The sequence below is a fragment of the Sphingopyxis sp. genome (genome assembly GCF_050725655.1).
Classification (GTDB): Bacteria; Pseudomonadota; Alphaproteobacteria; order Sphingomonadales; family Sphingomonadaceae; genus Sphingopyxis.
Genome location: NZ_JBOHHT010000080.1, coordinates 17214 through 35492, shown reverse-complemented (window position 1 = coordinate 35492; position 18279 = coordinate 17214). Strand labels below are relative to the sequence as shown.

Annotated in this window: 13 protein-coding genes and 1 pseudogene; 12 read left to right on the top strand and 2 right to left on the bottom strand. The window is 64.1% G+C overall.

Features of this window, described 5'->3' with window-relative positions; translation table 11 throughout:
• Window positions 1-59 precede the first annotated feature (59 nt).
• Genes ACREBX_RS11305 through ACREBX_RS11295 form a run of 3 tightly spaced genes read left to right on the top strand, consistent with a single transcriptional unit; the run spans window position 60 to window position 4209 of the window.
• Complete coding sequence (locus ACREBX_RS11305; protein ID WP_431561846.1) at window positions 60-2762, top strand: TonB-dependent receptor domain-containing protein; 2703 nt, start codon at window positions 60-62, stop codon at window positions 2760-2762.
• An 11-nt stretch (window positions 2763-2773) separates the two neighbouring features.
• Window positions 2774-3478 carry a hypothetical protein gene (locus tag ACREBX_RS11300; RefSeq protein WP_431561845.1) on the top strand — a complete coding sequence of 235 codons (705 nt, stop codon included), beginning with the start codon at window positions 2774-2776 and terminating at the stop codon, window positions 3476-3478.
• Entirely contained in the window at window positions 3475-4209 is a 735-nt protein-coding gene (locus tag ACREBX_RS11295; RefSeq protein ID WP_431561844.1) for a PepSY domain-containing protein, read from the top strand. The genes ACREBX_RS11300 and ACREBX_RS11295 overlap by 4 nt, the downstream gene beginning before the upstream one ends.
• Before the next feature lie 6 nt (window positions 4210-4215).
• Here the strand turns inward: ACREBX_RS11295 and hutC are convergent, their stop codons facing one another.
• Window positions 4216-5007 (bottom strand): histidine utilization repressor, encoded by a 792-nt coding sequence (hutC, locus tag ACREBX_RS11290; RefSeq protein WP_431561843.1) that lies wholly within the window; start codon window positions 5005-5007, stop codon window positions 4216-4218.
• A gap of 114 nt (window positions 5008-5121) precedes the next feature.
• On the opposite strand from hutC, the pseudogene ACREBX_RS11285 reads away from it, so the two are divergent.
• From ACREBX_RS11285 to ACREBX_RS11250, 8 genes and pseudogenes are all read left to right on the top strand, one after another.
• Window positions 5122-5714, top strand: a pseudogene (locus tag ACREBX_RS11285) (IS5 family transposase).
• A 170-nt stretch (window positions 5715-5884) separates the two neighbouring features.
• Window positions 5885-7135 (top strand): hydroxymethylglutaryl-CoA reductase, encoded by a 1251-nt coding sequence (locus ACREBX_RS11280; protein WP_431561842.1) that lies wholly within the window; start codon window positions 5885-5887, stop codon window positions 7133-7135.
• An 11-nt stretch (window positions 7136-7146) separates the two neighbouring features.
• On the top strand, window positions 7147-8043 hold the full coding sequence (locus ACREBX_RS11275; RefSeq protein ID WP_431561841.1) for a UbiA family prenyltransferase: 897 nt from the start codon (window positions 7147-7149) through the stop codon (window positions 8041-8043).
• A 4-nt stretch (window positions 8044-8047) separates the two neighbouring features.
• On the top strand, window positions 8048-10498 hold the full coding sequence (locus ACREBX_RS11270) for a PEP/pyruvate-binding domain-containing protein (RefSeq protein ID WP_431561840.1): 2451 nt from the start codon (window positions 8048-8050) through the stop codon (window positions 10496-10498).
• Window positions 10495-11592: a DUF3419 family protein gene (locus ACREBX_RS11265; protein WP_431561839.1), complete on the top strand. Its 1098-nt coding sequence runs from the start codon at window positions 10495-10497 to the stop codon at window positions 11590-11592. Before ACREBX_RS11270 ends, ACREBX_RS11265 begins: the two co-directional genes overlap by 4 nt.
• On the top strand, window positions 11589-12884 hold the full coding sequence (locus ACREBX_RS11260) for a diacylglycerol/polyprenol kinase family protein (RefSeq protein WP_431561838.1): 1296 nt from the start codon (window positions 11589-11591) through the stop codon (window positions 12882-12884). Before ACREBX_RS11265 ends, ACREBX_RS11260 begins: the two co-directional genes overlap by 4 nt.
• A gap of 3 nt (window positions 12885-12887) precedes the next feature.
• On the top strand, window positions 12888-13721 hold the full coding sequence (locus ACREBX_RS11255; protein ID WP_431561837.1) for a hypothetical protein: 834 nt from the start codon (window positions 12888-12890) through the stop codon (window positions 13719-13721).
• A complete protein-coding gene (locus tag ACREBX_RS11250) occupies window positions 13718-15148 on the top strand; it encodes an AMP-binding protein (protein WP_431561836.1) in 1431 nt (476 codons plus the stop codon). Before ACREBX_RS11255 ends, ACREBX_RS11250 begins: the two co-directional genes overlap by 4 nt.
• A 165-nt stretch (window positions 15149-15313) precedes the next feature.
• Here the strand turns inward: ACREBX_RS11250 and ACREBX_RS11245 are convergent, their stop codons facing one another.
• Window positions 15314-15961: a DUF4198 domain-containing protein gene (locus tag ACREBX_RS11245; RefSeq protein ID WP_431561835.1), complete on the bottom strand. Its 648-nt coding sequence runs from the start codon at window positions 15959-15961 to the stop codon at window positions 15314-15316.
• A gap of 184 nt (window positions 15962-16145) precedes the next feature.
• Between ACREBX_RS11245 and ACREBX_RS11240 the strand changes: the two genes are divergently transcribed.
• Window positions 16146-18269 carry a TonB-dependent siderophore receptor gene (locus ACREBX_RS11240; protein WP_431561834.1) on the top strand — a complete coding sequence of 708 codons (2124 nt, stop codon included), beginning with the start codon at window positions 16146-16148 and terminating at the stop codon, window positions 18267-18269.
• Window positions 18270-18279 lie beyond the last annotated feature (10 nt).

Here is an 18279-nt window from a genome sequence, read left to right as displayed (position 1 = left end):
ACCTGTATATACAATTGATGCTCTCTAAGGTTCATCACGTAACCAAAAGGGGGTTTCGCATGTCGATCAGAAAATCATTGCTCGCGAGCGCCGCGGTCGTCGCAACTATCGCAACGCCAGCTTTCGCACAGGATGGAGCGGCCCCCACGTCCGCGGCGGAGGCCAGCGACGCCGGAAGCGATATCGTCGTGACCGGCTCGCGAATCCGGCGTCAGGATCTCGCTGGCGTCGGTCCGGCGACGGTCGTGTCCGCCGAGCAGATCGAGAATACCGGCCTGGTCAACATCGAGACCGTGCTGCAGCGACTGCCCGCCAACGCCGGCTTCGCGGGCAACCAGAGCTCCGCCTATTGGGCGAACAATGGCTATGGCACCGCGCAGGTGAACCTTCGCGGCCTCGGCATCAAGCGCACGCTTGTTCTCCTCAACGGTCGCCGCCTCGTCGCGGGTGGCACCGGGGCGAACTCGTCGCCCGATCTCAACATGATTCCCGTCGCGGCGCTCGCGCGTACCGATGTGCTCAAGGATGGTGCCTCGGCGATCTACGGCGCCGATGCGATGGCGGGTGTCGTCAACCTCGTAACCCGTACCGACTATGAAGGTCTCGGCCTCAGCGTGCGCCAGGGGATCACCGAAAAGGGCGACGGCTCGGATTTCACCGCCGACCTGCTCTGGGGCATTCGCAACGACCGCGGCGGCTTCATGGCGGCGGTCACCTATCAGAAGACCAAGGCGGTCAACATGGCGACGCGCGCGCCTTGCTCGCTTGCCGAGACCACGCCGGGAACGCTCGGATGCGTCAACAGCGCCTCGACGATCGGCGGACGCGCGGTGCTGCCGAACGGGCAGCAGATCAACTTCAATCAGGTGCTGGGCGGTAACGGCAACTTCTTCGAGCCCTACAGCGCCGCCAAGCATAATTTCAATTCGGCTCCGTTCCTGAATGCGGTCAGCCCCGTTGAGCGCGTCAGCACGGCCTTTTTCGCCGACTATGACATCACCGACAATATCGAAGCGTTCGGCGAGTTCCTCTACACCTTCCGCAAGTCGAATCAGATCGCGACGCCGGGTACGCTGCGCAATCTCTCGATCGCAGCGAGCAATCGGACCAACCCGACGGGGCAGAATATTGTCCTCATCCAGCGTCGCCTCGCCGAGCGGGGTCCTCGCCAGTTCTTTCAGGAAACCGACACCTGGCAGGGCAGTTTCGGCCTCCGCGGCAAGCTGTCGAACAGCTGGAGCTGGGAAGTCGCGGGCGCTTTCGGCCGCAACACCGCGGTCGATGGTTCGACCAACATCGCCAACCTCGAGCGCGTGACCAATACGCTCGATACGACCAAGTGCAGCCTTGCCGCCGGTGCGACGATACCCTGCGCCGACTATCTCGGGTTCGGCGACCTGACCCCCGAAGTTCTCGACTATATCCTGTTCACGTCGCGTGATCGCGGCGGAAATGAGCTGGCAACGGTCACCGCCGACCTCAACGGCGATCTGTTCAAGCTGCCCGCCGGACCCGTCTCCTTCGCGGCGGGTGTCGTCTATCGCAAGGAAAAAGGCTGGCGCGACCCCGATCCGCTGACCGTGCTGGGTATCGCCAACACCAATCAGCAGAGCCCGATCTCGGGGACGAGCGTCGCCAAGGAAGCCTATCTCGAACTGTCGGTTCCGATCCTTGCCGATACGCCCTTCTTTCAGGCGCTGACGGCGGGCGGAGCGGTTCGCTATTCGAACTACGACCTGTTTGGTAGCGACTGGAACTACAAGGCGAGCCTCGACTGGGTCATCAACGATAGCTTCCGCCTGCGCGGCACCTATGGCACCGGCTTTCGTATCCCGAACGTCCCCGAGCTGTTCGGCGGGGTGTCCGAAGGTAATCTCACCACGACCGATCCCTGCTCGCGTTACTCGACGAGCGGCAATGCGGGGCTGATCGCCAACTGCCAAGCCTCGGGCGTGCCGGCGAACTATGTTCAGCTTGGTACGACGATTTTGACGACGGTCGGTGGCAACGAGAATTTGCAACCCGAAAGCTCGACCACCTGGACAGTCGGCACCGTCATCTCACCCAAGGGGCTGGTCCCCGGTCTGTCGCTGACGGCCGACTGGTTTGACATCAAGATCAAGGACGCGATCCGCGCGATTCCTGGTTCGACGAAGCTTGCCATTTGTTATGCCAGTGCGAACCTGTCGCATCCCTTCTGCGATGATTTCACGCGCAGCCCGCTGACCGGCGAGGTCACCTTCCTATCCGCGCAGCCGATCAACACCGGTCGCGAGGAGATGAATGGCCTCGATCTGGGGCTCGTCTATGCGGGGGGCATCGGCAGCGTGAACATCTCGCTCGACGTCAATCTGACCTACCTAAACAAATATGTCGTCCTGCCTTTCCCCGGCGGCGCGCCGATCGACTTCGATGGCTTCATCGGCGGCGGCAACGGCGGTTATCCGAAGTGGCGCGGCTATGGCGTGCTGACCGCCGAAAAGGACGGGATCAGCGCGACCTGGTCGACGCAGTGGATCGGAAAGGCGACCGACTTCAATGCGGCTCCCGGAGAGATTGGCTACAGCACGCCCAACGTCTTCTACCATAATCTCCAGGTCGCTTTCGAGATCGACGCGAAGACCCGGTTCCAGGTCGGCGTCGACAATCTTTTCGATCGCAAGGCGCCCTATATCCAGAGCTTCACCGATGCGAACACCGACACCATGACCTATGATCTGCTCGGACGGCGTTTCTACGTCGGCTTCCGGACGGCTTTCTGAGGGTAATCGATATGGCGATCCGTTGGCCTCTGCTCGTCCGGCGAACGCATAAATGGCTGGCTCTGGTGGTCGGCGTCCAGGCTCTGCTCTGGACGCTGACCGGCTTCTACATGGTAATCGTGCACATCGACACCATCCATGGCGACCATCTCGTGCGCGCGCCGGTGACCCAGTCATTCGACCTCACGGGCCTGGCGCCCCCGTCGCGGATCGTTGCGGCCGCGCCCGGTGCGTCGGAAGTTCGCTTGCAGCGATTCTTCGATCGCCCCGTCTGGCGCGCGGAAACTCCGAAAGGGGCGCGGCTGTTCGATGCCCGCTCGGGTGCGCCGCTGCCTGCGCTGACCGAGTCCCAGGTTCGCGAACAGGCGCGGCGCATCTACTCCGGCGACGGCCAGATCGTGTCGGTGCGCTTGCTGACCAAAGCGCCGCAGGAAATGCAATCGCGCAAGCCGCCCTATTGGCAGGTCGAGTTCGAGGGCTGGAACCGTCCGACGCTCTATCTGTCGCCGCAGACGGGTGAACTGATCTCGCGGCGCCACGCGCTGTGGCGTGTCTTCGACGTCGCCTGGATGCTGCACATCATGGACTATGATGAGCGCACCGACGTCAACAATCCGCTGCTTCGGGTCGCGACATGGAGCGCCTTTGCCATGGCGCTGACCGGCGCCTGGCTGCTGATCTGGTCGTTCCCGCGCCGCAAAAGGAAAAAGGCATGAAGAAGGTACGTTTCACGCCGCTTTTCTTCCGGCGCATCCACAAATGGGTCGGCCTGATCCTCGGGCTCCAGTTCCTGCTCTGGGCCTTGAGCGGTTCGGTGATGGCGCTCCTCGACAAGGACGAGGTTGGCGGTCATGGCGGCGCGATGAGCCATGCTCACCCGTTGCCCGCGGGGGATTATTTCGACGTCGCGGCGCTGCCACGCGGCGAGGCAGTCACCGGGATCCTGCTGCGCGACCTGGGTGCCCGCCCCGTCTATGAAGTGCGATCGGCCAAGGGCGTCCATCTCGTCGACGCCACGACCGGCATCGGTATCCGCGTCGACGTGGCGATGGCCCGCGAGGTCGCGGCGATGATGAACGACGCGCCGATCCGCGAGGTCAGCGTACTCGCCAAGGCGAACCTTGAGTCGCGGGATCACGAAGGGGCGATGTGGCGGGTCGATTTCGACGATGCCGAAAATAGTAGCGCCTATGTCTCGCTCGACACGGCGCGTTTTCTCGTGATGCGCGGCGATACCTGGCGGACGTGGGACTTCTTCTGGATGCTCCATAATATGGACTATCTGAACCGGAAGAGCTTCAACCACCCGTTGATCATCTTTGTTGCCTTTGGCGCGCTCTGGCTCTCAGGAACCGGCTTCTACCTGCTGTTCAAAAGCTTCAGTCGCGCCGATTTTCGCTGGCTGCGCCGTCGCCGCAAACCGGTTATCGTCGCCCGAACCAGCTGATTGGCGTCAATCGTCGATCGAGAAAGCGGCTGACAGTTCGAACCGGGTGCCGGGATGCGTCAGCCAGGCATGGGACACGAGGCGCGACCGGCTCCATGTCCGGCGCGTCATCTGGAGTACCGGTTCGCCCTCGGACAGTCCCAGCATGCCGCGCATCCGCTCGTCGGGCATCGTCGCGCAAACGCGATGCTCCACCCGTTCGAGCGGTGCGATGCGCGTCAGATATTCGTTCGGCGTCATCCGGGTGAAGTCGAGCGTTCCATAGTCCGGCGCGATCGACGCGAGGACGAAACGCTCCTCGATCTGGATCGGGAATTCGGCCTCGTGATGGACGATGATCGAATGGAATAATTTGGTCCCCACCGAAACCTCGAGCAGCGGCGCGGTTTCGACATTGGCGCGCTCTTCGCGGTTCTGGATCACGCGCGCGCGGTAGGCATGGCCGCGCTGGCGGATTTCTTCAGCGATGTTGCGGATCTCGATCATCTGCCCGATCGGCTTCGGTTCGGCGATGAACGAACCGCTTCCCGCGCGCCGCACGACGACGCCTGCCGCCTGCAATTCGCGGACAGCGCGGTTTGCCGTCATCCGCGAGACGTCGAACTGCTGAACGAGCTCGGCTTCAGAGGGCACGCGGTCGCCGGGGCGGAGACGACCGTCGCGGACGGCGTCGCAAATGCTCTGTTTTATCACAAGGTAGCGAGGTGCCGGTTCGCTGCCGCCCGGTTCGTGGGCTTGCGTCCCCACCCGATCTTGCGGTTTGGAAACGGGGGGCTTTCGATTGAGCGGCGGGTTCATAAGCCGTCTATACAACTTCACCAATCGGCAGCTAGGTAAAAGAGGCAGGTTAGGCTCGGGACCCAATGATTTGGGGCGGTGATTATGATTCAGGCGGGTCAAGGAGCCTGATTGATGAGTGCTCTATTCTGGCTGACGGACGAGCAGATGGGTCGCCTTCAGCCGTTCTTTCCCAAGAGCCATGGCCGCCCTCGCGTGGATGACCGGCGCGTTCTGAGCGGCATCATCTTCGTCAATCGCAACGGGTTGAGATGGCGGGACGCGCCGAGGGAGTATGGAACGATCCGGGGGATTGTTTCCCTGAGAACGGGTGGCATGAACACGAAGCTTCATGCTGTGACGGATGCCAATGGCCGCCCGATCAGCTTCTTCATGACGGCGGGCCAGGTCAGCGATTATACCGGCGCGGCAGCTCTGCTCGACGGCCTCCCCACAAAACACAATGGCTGCTGGGTGACCGGGGCTATGATGCCGACTGGTTCCGCGATGCCTTGCAGGAAAAGGGTATCACCCCCTGCATCCCCGGACGGAAATCCCGCACAAAAGCTGTCAAATACGACAAGCGCCGATACAAAAGCCGCAACCGGATCGAGATCATGTTCGGTCGCCTCAAAGACTGGAGGCGTGTCGCAACACGCTACGACAGGTGCCCGAGAACCGTCCTCTCCGCCGTCGCGCTCGCCGCTACCCTACTGTTCTGGCTATGAGTCCTCAGCCCAACACTTCGTTTAGCCAAAGTATCATTCGCTAATATCAATTTAACTGGCATGAAGTAGATCCGCTCCAGAGGGCCTCCCATCAAATCAACGGTCGGGTAGCGCATACCGAGGGAGCAGGGGAGAGCGATGCGTCGACAAAAATTATCTTCGAAATTGCCATGTATTCCAGGCGACTGAAGTCCCTTCTGCAAAAGCTGGACGGATCGCGCGCTGCCGAACGTCTGGGCCAGCATCTTGCGGAACCGGCCACTGCGTCGGATCGCCCGCGCTTCGGTCGCAGCGCGAAACCCGAGGCGGCAGAAAGATTCTGGAAGGGCCGGCCGCAGGAGCAGGCTGCGGCGCTCTGTGATGCAGATGCCTTGCGCTCGGCTGGCGAGTATGGCGCCAATATCGAGAATTTCATTGGCATAGCAAAACTGCCTGTCGGGGTGGCTGGGCCGCTTCTTGTCCGCGGTCTCCACGCGTTCGGCGAATATCTGATACCCTTGGCCACCTCCGAGGCGGCGCTGGTGGCGTCCTATGCGCGCGGCGCGCATGTCATCACGCGGTCGGGCGGGGCGGTAGCCGCGCTGATTTCCGAGGGCGTGCTGCGCACACCCGCATTCGTCTTCGCCGACATTCTCGAGGCGGGCCAGTTCGTGGCGTGGGTCGCCGAGCAGGAGGCCGGCATCCGGGCGGCGGTGGCGGCGACGACGCGTCACGGCAAGCTCGACGAGATCGACCCAGTGATCGACAATGACGTTGTGTTTCTCTGTTGCCGCTATTCGACCGGCGATGCGTCGGGCCAGAATATGGTGACCCTCGCGACCGACGCGGTCTGCCGCCATCTGCTGGAGCATGCACCGGTCACGCCCAAACACTGGTTCATCGAGGGCAATTTTTCGGGCGACAAAAAGGCGACCTATCTGGGGCTGATGACCGGGCGCGGGCGCAAGGTTTCGGCAAGCATCACGATACCGGAAAAGCTGATCGGCGATTTGCTGCAGACAGACAGCGAGCGGATGCTCGCTTATGCGCGTGTTGCGGCGCTCGGCGCGCAACTGTCGGGACAATTCGGCGCGCAGGGGCATTTCGCGAACGGGCTGGCGGCGCTCTATATCGCCACAGGGCAGGATGCCGCTTGCGTGTCCGAATCCGCCGTCGGATTTACGCGGATGGAGCCGCGCGAGGGCGGATTGTTCATGTCAGTGACGCTGCCGAACCTGATGGTCGGCACTGTTGGCGGCGGCACGGGTCTGCCGACGCCGCGCGCGGCGCTCGACCTCATGGGGCTTTATGGCGAGGGCAAGGCGCCGGCGCTTGCCGAAGTCGCGGCATCGCTCTGCCTCGCCGGCGAGATTTCGATCATGGCGGCGATCGCAGCCGGACATTTCACGCGCGCGCACGGACGACTGGCGCGCGAGCGGTGAGGAGCGCGTCCTTGCCCACACGGCTTTGGCAATATCAGGCCGAGCGCTTCCCGCTGGGCAAGACCGCCTTGCTCGTGGCGGTCTTTTCGGCCGCCGGGGTCAGCGCATCGGCTCATTTCGCCGGTCGCCCCTTACCCGGTATTCCGGCGTTCCTCCTCGCCTTTGCCGTGACCTTGCTTTTCTTTTTCCAGTTGCGCGTGTTCGACGAGGTCAAGGACCATGAGGACGATTGCCTCTATCGGCCCGAGCGACCAATTCCGCGCGGGCTGGTGTCGCTGCGCCTCATCGTCGGGCTGGGCATTGCCAGCGCCGGGGTGGCGGCTCTCGCCTGCGCGCTGATCGCGCCGAATGTGCTGCCACTGTTGCTACTCACCTGGGGATGGATGCTGTTGATGGGGCGCGAATTTTTCGTGCCGCGCTGGCTCAAGGCGCACCCGCTTGCCTATATGGCGTCGCATATGGCGATCATGCCGTTGATCGACCTGTTCATCACCGGGATCGAATGGCAGCCGCACGGGATGCCGCCACCGGGGCTAGGGCTGTTTCTGGCGCTGAGCTTCGTCAATGGCTGTATCCTCGAGATCGGGCGCAAGCTGTGGGCGCCCGAAAATGAGCGCGCGAGCGTCGAAAGCTATAGCGCGCTTTATGGCCCGCGCCGGGCCATATCGGCCTGGCTGCTGTGCATCATGGCAGCGCTTGCGTTGCTGGCCGGCGTCGGCTTTGCGACGGGCGCGCCGTTTCAGACGATCAGTATCGGCCTCGTCGCGGCGTTCTTTGTCGCGCGCGCGGGGCTGGCCTATCGCAACGCACCGACGCCCGCCCATCAGAAGGGCGTCGACACCGCGGCGGGCCTTTGGGTCTTCGCCTGTTATATTGCGGCCGGTTTCGCACCGTTCCTCCAAGGATGACCCTATGATCCTCTCGGCCGATCAGGCGGGCGACGATGGCCGTTCGGGCGGCAAGGCGGGCGCGCTCGGACGGCTCGTCCGCGCGGGCTATCATGTCCCGCCCTTCGTCGTTGTGGTCGAGGGCGATGTCCCGTCGCAGGAAGAGCTGGCCGCTGCGGCGGCATCGATTGGCGCGGGTCCCTATGCCGTACGGTCCTCCGCGCTGCAGGAGGACGGCCACGAGCATAGCCACGCCGGCCAGTACGAGAGCCTACTCAACGTCCCGGCAGCCGGGCTGAGCGAGGCGGTGCGGCAGGTGCTCGCGTCGGCGGAGCGTGAAGGGCTGGCCGCCTATCGTGAAAATCGCGGGCTGAACGGGGGCGATGTGTCGGCGCGGCCGGCGGTGCTCATCCAGCGCATGGTGCCCGCAGAGAAAGCGGGCGTGGCGTTCAGCGCCGACCCGGTCTCGGGCCGCCGCGACCGGTTGGTCGTTTCGGCGATCGACGGGCTCGGCGACCGGTTGGTGGCGGGCGAAGTCGATGGCGCGAGCTGGTGGATTGCGAGAGCCGGCTTCGAGGTCGTCGGGCAGGAGGGGCCGGAGTATCTTACCGTCACCGAACTGTCGGACGTCGCCGCGCTCGCCATCGCGGTCGAAGGCGATGCCGGCATGCCGCAGGATATCGAATGGGCGATTGCCGACGGGCAGCTCTATCTGCTGCAGGCTCGCCCGATCACCTCGCCGCTCCGCGATGCGGAATTGCCCGACGATCGCATGATCGTTTTCGACAACAGCAACATCATCGAGAGCTATCCGGGCATCGTTTCGCCGCTGACTTTTTCTTTCGCGCGCTATGCCTATGCGCGCGTCTACACCAGTTTTCTCGCGCTGCTCGGCGTCGACAGCCAGCGGCTCGCGCAGAACCGGACCGTTTTCGACAATATGCTGGCGCGCATCGACGGCCGCATCTTCTATAATCTGGGCAATTGGTATCGCGCGCTGGCGCTGCTTCCCGGCTACCGGTTGAACGCCGCGCATATGGAAACGATGATGGGGGTTGGCGAACCGCTGCCCGAGCCCTTGGCGAGCGAGATCGGCGGGCGCGACGCACTGTCGCGCAGCGCGCGCGTGCGCGAATATTTGCGGCTGGCTGCGGTCGGCTGGGGTCTGTTTCGCGAGGGGATGCTCCTCGATCGGACCGGCGCGGATTTCCGTCGGCGGCTCGACCGGGCGCTGGGCGCGACGACGCCCGAGCGGCTCGGCAAGATGCCGCCATCGGCGCTGGCGCAGGAATATCGGACGATCGAGGCCGAATTGCTCGACCGGTGGGACGCGCCGATCATCAACGATTTTCTGTGCATGATGGCCTTTGGCGCATCGCGCAAATTACTCGAGCGCTGGTGCGGCCCGGCGGGGCTCGAAATCCATAATGATGTGCTGATCGGGCAGGGCGACATCATTTCGGCAGTGCCAGCGCAGGCGATCCGCGCAATGGGCGACCTGGCGCGGGGCGACGCGGCGCTGCTTGCCGCGCTGGAGATCAATGACGGCGACCGGATTGCGGCATCCGCAATCGCGGCGGAGCTTCGCGCCTATATCGATCGGTTCGGCGACCGCTGCACCGAGGAGCTCAAGCTCGAAAGCGTCACGCTCGACGAAGATCCGCGCCCGCTCCATGCCGCGATCCTCGCCGCCGCGCAAAGCGAGCCGCGCATCGCGGTCGAACGGCCTGATGCGATGCTCGCGCTCGCCGGCGCGATGCGCGGTCGGCCGGTCCGCCGCTGGATCGCCCGCAAATTGCTCAACGTCACCAAAAGGCGCGTGCGTGACCGAGAAAATCTGCGATACGAGCGCACGCGAATTTTCGGACGCGCCCGCCGCCTGTTCCTGGCGGTTGGCCGCCAGCTTCACGCGCAGGGCCATGTCGACGACCCGCGTGACATATTCCTGCTGACGGTCGACGAGATATTGGGCGCGATCGAGGGCAATGCGGTGACTGCTGACCTGGCTGGCCTTGCTAACTTGCGGGGATCCGAAATGGCCCGCTACGCCGCGATGCCCGATCCCCCCGAGCGTTTGACCTTGACCGGCGTTCCGCTGGGCAGCCGCCCAAACACCGCCGCGCCGATTCGGGGGGACGAGGGACTGGAGCGGCAGGGGACAGCCTGCTCGGCGGGCTGCGTCACCGCCATTGCGCGCGTGATCCGCGATCCGCGGACGCAAAAGATCGGCGCCGGCGAAATATTGGTCGCGCGCAATACCGACCCCGGCTGGATCGCGCTGTTCGCCAGTGCATCGGCGATCGTCGTCGAACGCGGCAGTTTGCTTTCGCATTCGGCGATCGTCTCGCGCGAGCTTGGCATCCCCTGCGTCGTCGGATTGCGAGGGGCGTGCGAATGGATCGAGGATGGCGAACTGGTGACGGTCAATGGTGCGACGGGGCAGGTCCAGCGGCATGGCGCGGGGGGCGCGGTATGAGCCGGACCGAAATCGCAGGCAAGGCCAGCTTCGACGCCATCCGCTACGCCCAATTGTGGGAAGATGGCGCGGTCCTTTGCGATGCCATCGGCCCCCGGCCGGGCGGGACATTGGTGTCGATCGGATCGGCGGGCGACAATGCGCTATCGTTGCTCACGCTCGATCCCGCGCGCGTCATCGCGGCCGACCTGTCGGCGGCGCAGCTTTACGCGATCCGCTTCCGCCTCGCGGCCTGGCCGATATTGACGCATGGCGAACTGATCGAACTGATGGGATCGCGCGACAGCGAGCGTCGCGGCGCTCTGTTCGACCGGGTGCTGAAGGCATGCGACAGCAACACCGCCGACTTTTGGGCGGCGCAGCGGGAGGCAGTCCTGCTCTATGGCGTGGGCGGTGTCGGCAAGTTCGAGCGCTATTTCCGGCTGTTCCGGACCCGCCTTTTGCCGTGGGTCCATTCGAGGCAAACCGTTCGCAATATCTTTGCCGAGCGGAGCGAAGCGGAGCGACGCGAATTTCTGGAGCGGCGCTGGAACAACTGGCGTTGGCGGCTGTTGCTGCGGCTGTTCTTTTCCCGGCGCGCGATGGGCGCCCTCGGGCGCGATCCGGCGTTCTTCGATCATGTCGACGGCAGCGTTTCAGACCATGTCGCACGCAAGATTGCGCACAGCTTCGTCGTCAACGACCCGCGGCGGAATCCATATCTGCACTGGATCATGCTGGGCCGGCATGGCGATGCGCTGCCGCATTGCTATGAACCGGAAAATCATGCGTTCATCGCGCGGCGCCTCGACCGGATCGACCTGTTCCATGGCGCGATCGAGGATGTGCCCTTTCCGGAGACAGGGGTCGATGGTTGGAACCTGTCCGACATCTTCGAATATATGTCGCCGTCTGGGCACGAGGCTTGTTACGCGGCGTTGGTCGCCGCATCGAATCCGGGTGCACGGCTGGTCTACTGGAACATGATGGCGCCCCGCGCGATGCCCGACGGCTTTGCTGACTGCATGCATCGCCGGACCGATATTGCCGCCCCGCTCGCCGCGCGCGACCGAGCGTTCTTCTATTCGGCCTTCCATGTGGACGAGGTGCGATGACCGGCCTGCTCTCCTATGGCTTTGCTGCGGGCGCGGTGCTCGTCCTGCTGGTCGCGATTGCGCTCATTCGCCGGCTCGGATCGCGCTTTGCGTGGCACGCCGAAGTGCAGCGCAAACTGGTCCACGTGATGGTCGGCCTGTTTGCGATGGGGTTGCCTTTCCTGTTGTCTGACAGCGGGGCGGCGGTGTTTCTGGTTGCGCTTGCCGTTTGCGCGATGCTCGTGTTGCGGCTGTCGGCGCATTTCAGCGACCTGGCGGGGGCGGCGATCCATGCGGTACAACGCGCGGGGCTTGGCGACATCTGGCTCGCCATCGCAGTCGGCTTCCTCTTCCTGCAATATGGCGGATCCTACATTCTTTACGGTCTTCCGCTCGCCATCATCACGCTTTCCGATGCCGCGGCCGCCTTGACGGGAAGCCATTATGGCCGGACCCGCTTTCCGACTGAAGATGGCACGAAGAGCTGGGAGGGCGTGATCGCCTTCGTCCTCGTCGGATGGATCGTCGCGATGACGATGCTCCTTCTTTTCAGCGATGCGCCGCGCGGCCATGTCATCGTTCTGGGACTGGTGATCGCGAGCTTCGGTGCAATGGTCGAGGCGGTATCGTGGCGCGGTCTCGACAATTTGTTCGTGCCGCTCGCCATCTATTTTTTCCTTCAAGAGTTTCTTGGCTCGTCGCCCGCCACGCTGGGGCTGGTCACGGTGCTTTTTTTCGCGGCCTGCTTCGCGGCGCAGGCAGCCGCAAGCTGGCTTGGACTCGCGCGATCGACCGCGCGCGCGTTCGGCGTCGGTGCCTTCATATTCCTCAGCGTTGGCGACCTGTTCGGCGCGGTGATCCCGCTGGTTGCGATGGCCATCTATCTGTTGACGCGCTCGCGGCTGCCCGGCAGCGGGCGCCATCCCGATCTCGATTTTCTTGGCACGCTCTGTTCGGCGGCGGCGATCTGGCTGTTCATCGGGCAGACGGCCGGTGAGAACGCGATCCACTTCTACAATCTCGCGATGACGGGCCTTGTCCTCGGCTATCTGCTTCTCGCCTTGCCGCGTCGCTATGCCGTGATCCTGCTGCCGCTCGCGTGGGGTGCGGTAGTGGGGCTTTCGGCGAGCGGTTGGCACACCGCGCCGCCGCCAGCCGATTTTCGTCTGATTGCGATACTTTCGCTCGCTCTTGTCGCGGCGACGACCTTGTCGCTGCCGCAATTCTTCATCCGATGGCGGCCGCCCCGTGTGATGGTTTTGGCGAGCGCAGTTCCGCTTGCGGCCTATGCCCATATCGCCGGAGGAGCATAGCCCATGGAAGACATCGCAGTTGAAGGCGCAACTTGCACATTGTTTCCTGATGGTCCGCAATGGAACGGCAAGCCTGTCGCGACGATCGGCAAGTTGCACTGCACCAGCCCCGAGGCCGCAGCCGCGTTGCTGACTCGCGCCTGTTCGGACCTGGCGGAGCGCGGATGCAATGCGGTGCTCGCGCCGATGGACGGCGATAGCTGGCATGGCTACCGCGCGGTCGTCGAGAGCGATGGCTCGCCGCCCTTTGCTATGGAACCGGTAAGCGGCCGGCACGACCATGTTGCGTTGCTGTCGGCCGGTTTCGTGCCGCTGGAATATTATGTTTCGAGCAGGGCGCCGGTCCCGCACCCCGGCCTTCCGCGCCCGGATGTTGACGGCATATCAGTCACGGCCTGGGACGGGCAAGGCGCCGAACTTCTGCTTGGCCAGCTTCACGCGCTCGCCGGCGGCAGCTTTGCCGACAAGCTCTTCTTCAAGCCGCTCGATCGTGCGGGATTTTTTTCGCTCTATATGCCGTTGCTGGCGGCCGTTGACCCGCGCCTTGTCCTGTTCGCGCGCGACGCGACAGGCGGCCTTGCGGGATTTCTCTTTGGCTTGCCCGATTTTCTGCAGGGGCAGCGGCCGACGCAGGCGATCCTCAAGACCTATGCGTCGATGCGTCCCGGCGTCGGGCATCTGCTCGCGTGGCATTTTCACGAAATCGCACGCGAACTGGGCTTTAGCCATGTCGTGCACGCGCTGATGCACTCGGCAAATATCTCGCTGGAGCGCAGCGCGCAACACGATGGCGCGGTTTTCCGGCGCTATGCCCTGTTCGGCAAAAAGCTCGGATGAATTTGCTCGATACCTTCCATGCGAGGGTTGCCGAGCATCCCGACCGCGTCGCCATCATCGACCCGCGCGATCGCGCGATCAGTTACGCGGCGCTGGCGGAGCGCGCCGGGGTGCTTGCGGCGGCATGGGAACAGAGCGGCTTGCGCCCGGGCGACCGGGTTCTCCTGGCGCTCGGATTTTCGGCGGACCTGTATGCGGCGCTCGCCGCGCTGTGGCGGATCGGCGCGGTCGCGGTGCTGCCTGAACCGGCGCTGGGCTTGAAGGGCATCGACGTCGCAGTCGATAGCGCGGCGCCGCGAGCAGTCTTACTGGGCGGCCTCTATCGGTTGCTGCCGTGTTTTGTCTCGTCGCTGCGGGGGATCGCGCTGCGGCTTTCGATGCGGCCCGCGCGCGGCGCGCCTCCGCCGGTCGCCGATCTGCAAGCCGACGCGCCGGCATTGATCAGCTTCACCACCGGGTCGACCGGACGTCCCAAAGGGATCGTGCGCAGCCACGGTTTCATGGCGGCCCAGGAACGCGCGGTCGCGCCGTTGATCGGAACCGGCGGGCATCACGAAATCGACCTCGTCGGGTTTCCGGTATTTGTGGTCGCCAATCTGGGGCAGGGCATCACGTCGGTTCTGCCCGACTGGTCGCTGCGGCGCACCGACAAGGTCAAGGGCGAGGAGATTGCGCTTCGCATCCAACGCCACCACGTGACGCGGTTGCTGTTAAATCCGGCGCTGGTCGAACGGCTGGTGGAGGTGAAGATCGCGGCGCCGGTTCATAGCATCTTCACTGGCGGCGGGCCGGTGTACCCCGACCTGTTCGCGCGCGTCCGCGCGGCGCGCGGTGACGTCCGCATGGTCGCGGTCTATGGCTCGACCGAAGCCGAGCCCATCGCCGAGGTGGAGGCGGCTGACATCGGAGCCGACGATTTTGCCGCGATGCGGGGAGGCGAGGGGATATTGGCCGGCCGGCCGGTCGATGCGGCGCGGGTGCGGATCGTCGATGACGAGATTCAGGTGACGGGCGAGCATGTCGTGAAGACCTATCTCGACCCGGCGCGTGATGCCGAGACCAAACAGCGCGATGACGACGGGACGTTATGGCATCGCACGGGCGATGCAGGCCGCTTCGACGCAACCGGCCGCCTCTGGCTCCTTGGCCGCATGGACGGACGTATCGAAGGTCACTTCCCTTTTTCGGTCGAGGCGGCGGCGCGGTACTGGCCGGGCGTGCGCCGGGCGGCGCTGGCGGCCTCGCGCGGACGAGCCGTACTGGCGATAGAAGGAGATCGTGCCCTTGCGGCTGAATGGAGACGCTGCGCGAGCGCGATAGGGATTGCCGATATCGTACTTATACCGCGAATTCCGATGGACCGGCGCCATGGGTCAAAGGTCGACCGGGCCCGGCTGGCGATATTGCTCGAACAGCGGACGGGTTGAACGGGTTCCTCAGGCGCAGGGCCGTCCGACTCGATCGGGATAGGCTGCTGCGCCTGCCTGCGCCCCAGCGCATGAACATCGCCTTGGGGAACATCGCCGTGCGCGGGCATCGGGACCGCATGGCGAAATGTGGAACCCGTCCTCGGTCAATACGCAGGTCCGGACCTACTGTTTCGCAAAAGTCAGGGTCGAAACGTGGATGGTTTTCGCGACCGTCTTGCCGCCCAGCGCGCGCGCGCCTTCGACATCGTGCGAGACCGACAGCAGGTATCGGCCCGGCGTGGTCACGGGCACCGTGACGCGGCCCTGTGCGTCGGCGATGAAGCTCTTCTGCCAGCGATCGGCGTTCACCACCGTGACCTTTGCCCCCGCGAGCGGCTTTCCGAGCCAGCTGACCGCAAAGCTGTCGGCGTTGGCGTTGACCGGGCTGATCTCGAGATCGAGAACCGTCCTGGCTTCCGCGCGCCCGGCGCGCGCATAATAGACGACGCCTTCCCATTTTCCGCCTTCGCCTTCCCACGGCGCGAAGACGTTGTCGTCGGTGAGGCGAAGGTCGCCTGACCCTGCAACCGCGGCCTCGATATGGTTCGCGCGGCGGACGAGGGGGGCGGGCTTCGAGGCGTCGGCCTGGAAGAGCTTCGGAGCCTTGAGGTTCGGGAACTCGGGATCACCCGCATCGGGCACGACATCCGCCGGTTCGCCCAGATAGATGCGAGCGGGCCCCGTGGCGTCGCGCTCGATCCAGACTTCATGGGCCGCCGCGGGCGACGCGAGGAAGCCGAAGGCCATCAAGGCCGCAAAAGTCTTTTTCATGGGGGGACCTCCCTCTTTCCGAACATGCCTGGATGGCGTGATTGCTGCAGGGGGTAAGCCCCCGCGACCGCCGTGTGGCCGCAGGCGCATCTTATTGCAAACGATTATTAGTAGCTTGCTATTGCGACTGGTTCGCTATAGCCGCCGGCCCTAATTGAGATTGAGTCGCAAAAAGGGAAACGCCATGACCGTCCGAATGATCGCGATCTGCGGAGCAGTCGCAATGACTTTTGCTGCCAATCCGGCCTGGGCGGGCGAGGGCGATGCAGCGTCGGCCGCTCGCGACAACGCGGCTGCCGAGGCCGCCGAAACCGCCGCCGCCGAAGGCGATACGGGCACCGGCGAGGACACGATCGTCGTCACCGGTTATACCGGAACCAAGACCGATACCGCGCTGATGGAATTGCCGCAGCCGATCAAGGTCATCACGTCCGAACAATATCAGGCGCAGGGCGCGATCAGCATCAGCGACACGGTGAAATATGCCGCCGGTGTCCTCGCCAACCCCTATGGACGCGACACCCGCGTCGACGGCTTCAACGTCCGCGGCCTCGATGCGCTGCAGTTCCGCGACGGCATGCGCGACATCTTCTCCTTTTATGCCTCGATCACCTCGGACCCGTATAATTTCTCGCGCGTCGAGATCGTGCGGGGACCGGCCTCCGTGCTGTTCGGCCAGGGGTCGATCGGCGGCCTCGTCAATCTCGTCAGCAAGACGCCCGACTTCACCACGCGCGGCGAAGTGGGCCTCGTCTATGGCAGCTATGACCGCAAGGAAGTGCTCGGCGACGTCAACCTCGCGCTCGCCGACAATCTCGCGGTCCGGTTCGTCGGCCGCGCCCGCGACGCCGACACCTATGTCGACCATGTCCCAGACGGCCGCGTGATGTTCGCGCCCTCGATCCGCTGGCAGCCGACTGCGGACACCGACATCGTGCTCACCGGCGTCTATCAGGAGGATGACACCGGCTCGACCTCGCAATTCCTGCCCATCGTCGGCACGTTCAGGCCGAACATAGTCGCTGGTGAGCAGCTCGATCGCTACACCTTCGTCGGCAAGGCCGGCTGGGACCGTTATTCCGGACGTTCGCTCCAGGGCGGCGGGTCGATCACGCACCGCTTTTCGGACAATGTGAAGCTCAGCCTCAAAGCCCGCTATATCGACAGCGACCTCGAATATAACACCCATTATGCCGACAGCTACACCAACCCGCAGGACCCCTTCTCGGTCTACGGCACCGACGGGCGCACCATCGGCCTGATCGCGGACGCCAGCGACGCGCGGATGAACGTCTTCTCGACCGACAACAATCTCCAGTTCAATTTCGGCACCGGCGCCAATATCGAGCACAAGCTGCTCGTCGGCATCGACTATAGCTGGAACAAGGTCGCCAAGCGCTACGCCGGCGGGTCCGGGATCGTCGACCTCTACGACATCGATTATGATGCGCTGCTGACCTATGATCCCAGCGGCCCCTTCACCACGGAAAGCCAGAAGCAGCTGGGCATCTATGTCCAGGATCAAATCCGCTTTTACGACCGCGTTTCCGTCGTGCTGGGCGCCCGCCGCGACCGCGTCACCGGCTCCTCGGGTCAGAAGGACAATGCCACGACCTTCCGCGCCGGCATCATCGGCGAGATCGGTGCGGGTATCTCGCCCTTCTTCAGCTACACCGAAAGCTTCCTGCCGGTCGCCGGCCGGATCGACAATGGCGACGGCACCTTCGGCGATCCCTATCGGCCGCAGACCGGCACGCAATATGAAGCGGGCATCAAGTGGCAGCCCGCGCCCGGCACCCTCATCACGGCCACCGCCTTCAAGATCAAGGAACGCAACCGCGTCCTGTATCTCGCAGCCGGCGGCACCACCCAGTCGGGCGAGCTGAACACCAAGGGCTTCGAAATCGAGGCCAGCCACACGCTGCCCGGCAATTTCGAGCTGCTGGCCAATTACGGCTATTCCAAGCTCAAATCGGAAACCAACACCAGCCTCGACTATATGCCGCGCCACACCGCGTCGCTCTGGTCGACGAAGACCTTCGGCCTTGTCGACAAAGCGCAACTGCGTCTGGGCGGCGGTGTCGTCTATAGCGGCAAGAGCGTCTCGACGAGCGATATCTGGTCGATCGTTACGCCGTCGCGCACCACGGTCGATGCGCTGGCCGAGATCAGCTGGAACAACTGGCGCTTCGCGGTCAACGCGACGAACCTGCTCAACAACAAATATTTCGCTTCCTGCCTCGCGCGCGGCGACTGCTTCGTCGGCGCCCCGCGCAATGTGATGGGAACGATTGGCTATCGGTTCTGACTGTGGGATA

Coding starts and splice junctions, on each gene's coding strand:
- hutC (WP_431561843.1), bottom strand. CDS start 5,007: ATGAACCCGCCGCTCAATCGAAAGCCCCCCGTTTCCAAACCGCAAGAT.
- ACREBX_RS11305 (WP_431561846.1), top strand. CDS start 60: ATGTCGATCAGAAAATCATTGCTCGCGAGCGCCGCGGTCGTCGCAACT.
- ACREBX_RS11295 (WP_431561844.1), top strand. CDS start 3,475: ATGAAGAAGGTACGTTTCACGCCGCTTTTCTTCCGGCGCATCCACAAA.
- ACREBX_RS11245 (WP_431561835.1), bottom strand. CDS start 15,961: ATGAAAAAGACTTTTGCGGCCTTGATGGCCTTCGGCTTCCTCGCGTCG.
- ACREBX_RS11270 (WP_431561840.1), top strand. CDS start 8,048: ATGATCCTCTCGGCCGATCAGGCGGGCGACGATGGCCGTTCGGGCGGC.
- ACREBX_RS11250 (WP_431561836.1), top strand. CDS start 13,718: ATGAATTTGCTCGATACCTTCCATGCGAGGGTTGCCGAGCATCCCGAC.
- ACREBX_RS11260 (WP_431561838.1), top strand. CDS start 11,589: ATGACCGGCCTGCTCTCCTATGGCTTTGCTGCGGGCGCGGTGCTCGTC.
- ACREBX_RS11280 (WP_431561842.1), top strand. CDS start 5,885: ATGTATTCCAGGCGACTGAAGTCCCTTCTGCAAAAGCTGGACGGATCG.
- ACREBX_RS11240 (WP_431561834.1), top strand. CDS start 16,146: ATGACCGTCCGAATGATCGCGATCTGCGGAGCAGTCGCAATGACTTTT.
- ACREBX_RS11255 (WP_431561837.1), top strand. CDS start 12,888: ATGGAAGACATCGCAGTTGAAGGCGCAACTTGCACATTGTTTCCTGAT.
- ACREBX_RS11265 (WP_431561839.1), top strand. CDS start 10,495: ATGAGCCGGACCGAAATCGCAGGCAAGGCCAGCTTCGACGCCATCCGC.
- ACREBX_RS11300 (WP_431561845.1), top strand. CDS start 2,774: ATGGCGATCCGTTGGCCTCTGCTCGTCCGGCGAACGCATAAATGGCTG.